This window comes from Streptococcus oralis subsp. dentisani, assembly GCF_002096335.1.
In the GTDB taxonomy this organism is placed as follows: domain Bacteria; phylum Bacillota; class Bacilli; order Lactobacillales; family Streptococcaceae; genus Streptococcus; species Streptococcus oralis_Z.
The window spans coordinates 339,450-346,737 of record NZ_NCUW01000029.1; the positions used below are offsets into that span (position 1 = coordinate 339,450).

20 tRNA genes and 3 rRNA genes are annotated in these 7,288 nt (G+C 48.9%); all 23 read left to right on the forward strand.

Annotation, left to right across the window (positions count from 1 at the left end):
- Positions 1-198 precede the first annotated feature (198 nt).
- Positions 199-1,745, forward strand: a 16S ribosomal RNA gene (locus B7709_RS06370).
- Positions 1,746-1,796: 51 nt separating this feature from the next.
- Positions 1,797-1,869 (forward strand) — tRNA-Ala (locus tag B7709_RS06375).
- 129 nt (positions 1,870-1,998) lie between these two features.
- Positions 1,999-4,900 (forward strand): 23S ribosomal RNA (locus B7709_RS06380).
- A 76-nt stretch (positions 4,901-4,976) separates the two neighbouring features.
- Positions 4,977-5,092 (forward strand): 5S ribosomal RNA (gene rrf, locus B7709_RS06385).
- Together the 16S, 23S and 5S rRNA genes with 20 tRNA genes alongside form the textbook arrangement of a ribosomal RNA operon.
- Before the next feature lie 4 nt (positions 5,093-5,096).
- A tRNA-Val gene (locus B7709_RS06390) sits at positions 5,097-5,169 on the forward strand.
- 2 nt (positions 5,170-5,171) lie between these two features.
- Positions 5,172-5,244, forward strand: a tRNA-Asp gene (locus B7709_RS06395).
- Positions 5,245-5,268: 24 nt separating this feature from the next.
- Positions 5,269-5,341, forward strand: a tRNA-Lys gene (locus tag B7709_RS06400).
- Positions 5,342-5,346: 5 nt separating this feature from the next.
- Positions 5,347-5,428, forward strand: a tRNA-Leu gene (locus B7709_RS06405).
- Between the two features lie 12 nt (positions 5,429-5,440).
- Positions 5,441-5,513: transfer RNA gene (locus B7709_RS06410), tRNA-Thr, on the forward strand.
- A gap of 22 nt (positions 5,514-5,535) precedes the next feature.
- Positions 5,536-5,607: transfer RNA gene (locus B7709_RS06415), tRNA-Gly, on the forward strand.
- A gap of 7 nt (positions 5,608-5,614) precedes the next feature.
- Positions 5,615-5,700 (forward strand) — tRNA-Leu (locus tag B7709_RS06420).
- Positions 5,701-5,711: 11 nt separating this feature from the next.
- Positions 5,712-5,785, forward strand: a tRNA-Arg gene (locus tag B7709_RS06425).
- Positions 5,786-5,798: 13 nt separating this feature from the next.
- Positions 5,799-5,872 (forward strand) — tRNA-Pro (locus B7709_RS06430).
- 5 nt (positions 5,873-5,877) lie between these two features.
- Positions 5,878-5,951, forward strand: a tRNA-Met gene (locus B7709_RS06435).
- A 13-nt stretch (positions 5,952-5,964) separates the two neighbouring features.
- Positions 5,965-6,038, forward strand: a tRNA-Ile gene (locus B7709_RS06440).
- An 11-nt stretch (positions 6,039-6,049) separates the two neighbouring features.
- Positions 6,050-6,139: transfer RNA gene (locus B7709_RS06445), tRNA-Ser, on the forward strand.
- Between the two features lie 10 nt (positions 6,140-6,149).
- A tRNA-Met gene (locus B7709_RS06450) sits at positions 6,150-6,223 on the forward strand.
- A 3-nt stretch (positions 6,224-6,226) separates the two neighbouring features.
- A tRNA-Phe gene (locus B7709_RS06455) sits at positions 6,227-6,299 on the forward strand.
- 18 nt (positions 6,300-6,317) lie between these two features.
- Positions 6,318-6,398, forward strand: a tRNA-Tyr gene (locus B7709_RS06460).
- A gap of 5 nt (positions 6,399-6,403) precedes the next feature.
- Positions 6,404-6,474: transfer RNA gene (locus tag B7709_RS06465), tRNA-Trp, on the forward strand.
- A 14-nt stretch (positions 6,475-6,488) separates the two neighbouring features.
- Positions 6,489-6,561 (forward strand) — tRNA-His (locus tag B7709_RS06470).
- A gap of 13 nt (positions 6,562-6,574) precedes the next feature.
- Positions 6,575-6,646: transfer RNA gene (locus B7709_RS06475), tRNA-Gln, on the forward strand.
- 9 nt (positions 6,647-6,655) lie between these two features.
- A tRNA-Leu gene (locus tag B7709_RS06480) sits at positions 6,656-6,739 on the forward strand.
- Positions 6,740-7,288 lie beyond the last annotated feature (549 nt).

Consider the following 7,288-nt stretch of genomic DNA (forward strand, 5'->3'; position numbering starts at 1 on the left):
GTTTCAAAAAAGTGTTGACAAAAGTCGGCGGCTGTGATATACTAATATAGTTGTCGCTTGAGAGAGAAAGAGTGACAAAGACCTTTGAAAACTGAACAAGACGAACCAATGTGCAGGGCACTACAACTGAGGTTGTAGTACTGAACAATGAAAAAACAATAAATCTGTCAGTGACAGAAATGAGTGAGAACTCAAACTTTTAATGAGAGTTTGATCCTGGCTCAGGACGAACGCTGGCGGCGTGCCTAATACATGCAAGTAGAACGCTGAAGGAGGAGCTTGCTTCTCTGGATGAGTTGCGAACGGGTGAGTAACGCGTAGGTAACCTGCCTGGTAGCGGGGGATAACTATTGGAAACGATAGCTAATACCGCATAATATTGACTATTGCATGATAGTCAATTAAAAGGTGCAATTGCATCACTACCAGATGGACCTGCGTTGTATTAGCTAGTTGGTGGGGTAACGGCTCACCAAGGCGACGATACATAGCCGACCTGAGAGGGTGATCGGCCACACTGGGACTGAGACACGGCCCAGACTCCTACGGGAGGCAGCAGTAGGGAATCTTCGGCAATGGACGGAAGTCTGACCGAGCAACGCCGCGTGAGTGAAGAAGGTTTTCGGATCGTAAAGCTCTGTTGTAAGAGAAGAACGAGTGTGAGAGTGGAAAGTTCACACTGTGACGGTATCTTACCAGAAAGGGACGGCTAACTACGTGCCAGCAGCCGCGGTAATACGTAGGTCCCGAGCGTTGTCCGGATTTATTGGGCGTAAAGCGAGCGCAGGCGGTTAGATAAGTCTGAAGTTAAAGGCTGTGGCTTAACCATAGTACGCTTTGGAAACTGTTTAACTTGAGTGCAAGAGGGGAGAGTGGAATTCCATGTGTAGCGGTGAAATGCGTAGATATATGGAGGAACACCGGTGGCGAAAGCGGCTCTCTGGCTTGTAACTGACGCTGAGGCTCGAAAGCGTGGGGAGCAAACAGGATTAGATACCCTGGTAGTCCACGCCGTAAACGATGAGTGCTAGGTGTTAGACCCTTTCCGGGGTTTAGTGCCGCAGCTAACGCATTAAGCACTCCGCCTGGGGAGTACGACCGCAAGGTTGAAACTCAAAGGAATTGACGGGGGCCCGCACAAGCGGTGGAGCATGTGGTTTAATTCGAAGCAACGCGAAGAACCTTACCAGGTCTTGACATCCCTCTGACCGCTCTAGAGATAGAGTTTTCCTTCGGGACAGAGGTGACAGGTGGTGCATGGTTGTCGTCAGCTCGTGTCGTGAGATGTTGGGTTAAGTCCCGCAACGAGCGCAACCCCTATTGTTAGTTGCCATCATTTAGTTGGGCACTCTAGCGAGACTGCCGGTAATAAACCGGAGGAAGGTGGGGATGACGTCAAATCATCATGCCCCTTATGACCTGGGCTACACACGTGCTACAATGGCTGGTACAACGAGTCGCAAGCCGGTGACGGCAAGCTAATCTCTTAAAGCCAGTCTCAGTTCGGATTGTAGGCTGCAACTCGCCTACATGAAGTCGGAATCGCTAGTAATCGCGGATCAGCACGCCGCGGTGAATACGTTCCCGGGCCTTGTACACACCGCCCGTCACACCACGAGAGTTTGTAACACCCGAAGTCGGTGAGGTAACCTTTTAGGAGCCAGCCGCCTAAGGTGGGATAGATGATTGGGGTGAAGTCGTAACAAGGTAGCCGTATCGGAAGGTGCGGCTGGATCACCTCCTTTCTAAGGAAAAGGAACTGCGCATTGGTCTTGTTTAGTCTTGAGAGGTCTTGTGGGGCCTTAGCTCAGCTGGGAGAGCGCCTGCTTTGCACGCAGGAGGTCAGCGGTTCGATCCCGCTAGGCTCCATTGGTGAGAGATCACCAAGTAATGCACATTGAAAATTGAATATCTATATCAAATAGTAACAAGAAAATAAACCGAAACGCTGTAAGTATTTAATTAGTTTTCTAATTTTTGAAAAAATTAGGTTAATAAGGTTAAGTTAATAAGGGCGCACGGTGGATGCCTTGGCACTAGGAGCCGAAGAAGGACGTGACAAACGACGATATGCCTTGGGTAGCTGTAAGTAAGCGATGATCCAGGGATTTCCGAATGGGGGAACCCAACAGGTACTACCTGTTACCCATATCTGTTAAGGATATGAGGAGGAAGACGCAGTGAACTGAAACATCTAAGTAGCTGCAGGAAGAGAAAGCAAAAGCGATTGCCTTAGTAGCGGCGAGCGAAACGGCAGGAGGGCAAACCGAAGAGTTTACTCTTCGGGGTTGTAGGACTGCAAAGTGGACTCAAAGATTATAGAAGAATGATTTGGGAAGATCAGCCAAAGAGAGTAAAAGCCTCGTATTTAAAATAGTCTTTGTACCTAGCAGTATCCTGAGTACGGCGGGACACGTGAAATCCCGTCGGAATCTGGGAGGACCATCTCCCAACCCTAAATACTCCCTAGTGACCGATAGTGAACCAGTACCGTGAGGGAAAGGTGAAAAGCACCCCGGGAGGGGAGTGAAATAGAACCTGAAACCGTGTGCCTACAACAAGTTCGAGCCCGTTAATGGGTGAGAGCGTGCCTTTTGTAGAATGAACCGGCGAGTTACGATATGATGCGAGGTTAAGTTGAAGAGACGGAGCCGCAGGGAAACCGAGTCTGAATAGGGCGCTTTAGTATTATGTCGTAGACCCGAAACCATGTGACCTACCCATGAGCAGGTTGAAGGTGCGGTAAGACGCACTGGAGGACCGAACCAGGGCACGTTGAAAAGTGCTTGGATGACTTGTGGGTAGCGGAGAAATTCCAAACGAACTTGGAGATAGCTGGTTCTCTCCGAAATAGCTTTAGGGCTAGCGTCGACATTAGAGATTCTTGGAGGTAGAGCACTGTTTGGGTGAGGGGTCCATCCCGGATTACCAATCTCAGATAAACTCCGAATGCCAAAGAATTATGGTCGGCAGTCAGACTGCGAGTGCTAAGATCCGTAGTCGAAAGGGAAACAGCCCAGACCACCAGCTAAGGTCCCAAAATAATTGTTAAGTGGAAAAGGATGTGGGGTTGCACAGACAACTAGGATGTTAGCTTAGAAGCAGCTATTCATTCAAAGAGTGCGTAATAGCTCACTAGTCGAGTGACCCTGCGCCGAAAATGTACCGGGGCTAAAACAATTTACCGAAGCTGTGGATACCTTTATAGGTATGGTAGGAGAGCGTTCTATGTGTGAAGAAGGTATACCGTGAGGAGTGCTGGAACGCATAGAAGTGAGAATGCCGGTATGAGTAGCGAAAGACAGGTGAGAATCCTGTCCACCGTAAGACTAAGGTTTCCAGGGGAAGGCTCGTCCGCCCTGGGTTAGTCGGGACCTAAGGAGAGACCGAAAGGTGTATCCGATGGACAACAGGTTGATATTCCTGTACTAGAGTATGTAGTGATGGAGGGACGCAGTAGGCTAACTAAAGCAGACGATTGGAAGTGTCTGTCTAAACAGTGAGGTGTGAATTGAGTTAAATGCTTAGTTCTATAACATTGAGCTGTGATGGGGAGCGAAGTTTAGTAGCGAAGTTAGTGACGTCACACTGCCAAGAAAAGCTTCTAGCGTTTAAACATACTCTACCCGTACCGCAAACCGACACAGGTAGTCGAGGCGAGTAGCCTCAGGTGAGCGAGAGAACTCTCGTTAAGGAACTCGGCAAAATGACCCCGTAACTTCGGGAGAAGGGGTGCTGACTTTAAGTCAGCCGCAGTGAATAGGCCCAAGCAACTGTTTATCAAAAACACAGCTCTCTGCTAAATCGTAAGATGATGTATAGGGGGTGACGCCTGCCCGGTGCTGGAAGGTTAAGAGGAGTGCTTAGCGTAAGCGAAGGTATGAATTGAAGCCCCAGTAAACGGCGGCCGTAACTATAACGGTCCTAAGGTAGCGAAATTCCTTGTCGGGTAAGTTCCGACCCGCACGAAAGGCGTAATGATTTGGGCACTGTCTCAACGAGAGACTCGGTGAAATTTTAGTACCTGTGAAGATGCAGGTTACCCGCGACAGGACGGAAAGACCCCATGGAGCTTTACTGCAGTTTGATATTGAGTGTCTGTACCACATGTACAGGATAGGTAGGAGTCTATGAGCTCGGGACGCCAGTTTCGAAGGAGACGTTGTTGGGATACTACCCTTGTGTTATGGCCACTCTAACCCAGATAGGTGATCCCTATCGGAGACAGTGTCTGACGGGCAGTTTGACTGGGGCGGTCGCCTCCTAAAAGGTAACGGAGGCGCCCAAAGGTTCCCTCAGAATGGTTGGAAATCATTCGCAGAGTGTAAAGGTATAAGGGAGCTTGACTGCGAGAGCAACAACTCGAGCAGGGACGAAAGTCGGGCTTAGTGATCCGGTGGTTCCGTATGGAAGGGCCATCGCTCAACGGATAAAAGCTACCCTGGGGATAACAGGCTTATCTCCCCCAAGAGTTCACATCGACGGGGAGGTTTGGCACCTCGATGTCGGCTCGTCGCATCCTGGGGCTGTAGTCGGTCCCAAGGGTTGGGCTGTTCGCCCATTAAAGCGGCACGCGAGCTGGGTTCAGAACGTCGTGAGACAGTTCGGTCCCTATCCGTCGCGGGCGTAGGAAATTTGAGAGGATCTGCTCCTAGTACGAGAGGACCAGAGTGGACTTACCGCTGGTGTACCAGTTGTCTTGCCAAAGGCATCGCTGGGTAGCTATGTAGGGAAGGGATAAACGCTGAAAGCATCTAAGTGTGAAACCCACCTCAAGATGAGATTTCCCATGATTATATATCAGTAAGAGCCCTGAGAGATGATCAGGTAGATAGGTTAGAAGTGGAAGTGTGGCGACACATGTAGCGGACTAATACTAATAGCTCGAGGACTTATCCAAAGTAACTGAGGATACGAAGCGCGAGGTTTACTTGACATTTGATAGATATTCAATTTTGAGTAGGTATTACTCAGAGTTAAGTGACGATAGCCTAGGAGATACACCTGTACCCATGCCGAACACAGCAGTTAAGCCCTAGAACGCCGGAAGTAGTTGGGGGTTGCCCCCTGTGAGATATGGAAGTCGCTTAGCTTTTGGGAGTTTAGCTCAGCTGGGAGAGCATCTGCCTTACAAGCAGAGGGTCAGCGGTTCGACCCCGTTAACTCCCATAGGTCCCGTAGTGTAGCGGTTATCACGTCGCCCTGTCACGGCGAAGATCGCGGGTTCGATTCCCGTCGGGACCGTTTAAGATAACGGAAGTTATTTTAGACTCGTTAGCTCAGTTGGTAGAGCAATTGACTTTTAATCAATGGGTCACTGGTTCGAGCCCAGTACGGGTCATATTAGCGGGTTTGGCGGAATTGGCAGACGCACCAGATTTAGGATCTGGCGCTTAACGGCGTGGGGGTTCAAGTCCCTTAACCCGCATAATAGAGATTAGCCGGCTTAGCTCAGTTGGTAGAGCATCTGATTTGTAATCAGAGGGTCGCGTGTTCAAGTCATGTAGCCGGCATTTTTTTATATAAGAGGTCGATGCGAACGTAGTTCAGTGGTAGAACACCACCTTGCCAAGGTGGGGGTCGCGGGTTCGAATCCCGTCGTTCGCTTAGAGAGGCCGGGGTGGCGGAACTGGCAGACGCACAGGACTTAAAATCCTGCGATTGGTAACGATCGTACCGGTTCGATTCCGGTCCTCGGCATATACTAATGGGCACCCTTAGCTCAACTGGATAGAGTACCTGACTACGAATCAGGCGGTTAGAGGTTCGACTCCTCTAGGGTGCATTTTTCTATAAAACGGGAAGTAGCTCAGCTTGGTAGAGTACTTGGTTTGGGACCAAGGTGTCGCAGGTTCGAATCCTGTCTTCCCGATTGATGGCGGTGTAGCTCAGCTGGCTAGAGCGTCCGGTTCATACCCGGGAGGTCGGGGGTTCGATCCCCTTCGCCGCTATAATGATCTTGTTGGACCTTTAGCTCAGCTGGTTAGAGCTCTCGGCTCATAACCGAGTGGTCGTAGGTTCAAGTCCTACAAGGTCCATTGAAAATAATGGAGGATTACCCAAGTCCGGCTGAAGGGAACGGTCTTGAAAACCGTCAGGCGTGTAAAAGCGTGCGTGGGTTCGAATCCCACATCCTCCTTTCATAATAACGCGGGATGGAGCAGCTCGGTAGCTCGTCGGGCTCATAACCCGAAGGTCGTAGGTTCAAATCCTGCTCCCGCAATTTGGCTCGGTAGCTCAGTTGGTAGAGCAATGGATTGAAGCTCCATGTGTCGGCGGTTCGATTCCGTCTCGCGCCATATTTTATATATAATTCTGGAAGGGTAGCGAAGAGGCTAAACGCGGCGGACTGTAAATCCGCTCCTTCGGGTTCGGGGGTTCGAATCCCTCCCCTTCCATAGTTACGGGCATAGTTTAAAGGTAGAACTAAGGTCTCCAAAACCTTCAGTGTGGGTTCAATTCCTACTGCCCGTGTTAATAAGATGATGGCGGGTGTGGTGAAGTGGTTAACACACCAGATTGTGGCTCTGGCATGCGTGGGTTCGATTCCCATCACTCGCCTATTTTATATTATTGGGGTATAGCCAAGCGGTAAGGCAAGGGACTTTGACTCCCTCATGCGTTGGTTCGAATCCAGCTACCCCAGTTACTATTTGCCGGCGTGGCGGAATTGGCAGACGCGCTGGACTCAAAATCCAGTGTCCGCAAGGACGTGCCGGTTCGACCCCGGCCGCCGGTATAGTAATAACGACAAGGTTTGTACGCCTTGTTTTTTGTTTTATCTTTATAAATTTCGGCTTTTTGTTAACTATAGTGGATTGGAGTCAGCTAATATTCTGAGAAGGCGATTGGTGTCTTTTTTTTGAAATTTAGAGTATAGTATGAAGGGTGTTGATATGCACAGTGGCTCTGGAGCATCGCGATCTCACATTTTTCTTTGTAGCTGCTTCCTCCAATATTGCAACGTTTGGGGATGAAAATGGACTAGAAGCAATGATGTCTCTTTTAATAGCATCTAAAACTGGTAGTAAATAATGTTTTTAAGATTTATTCTGAATATAAAATTTTTTGATAGCTATTTAATGTTACGGCACTGGTTTTGATGATATAAATTGTCGTTGAATGATGTTCTCAGCTTACTTACCAGTCTCTATTTTGGTCTTGAATATACAATATAAGTGCACAATAAAAACTCGCTCTGTTGTAAAATGAAGTGCAACACAAAAGACATGTTCATCTGATATACTAGAGTTGCGAAAAACAGTATAAAGGAAGATGAACATGTCCA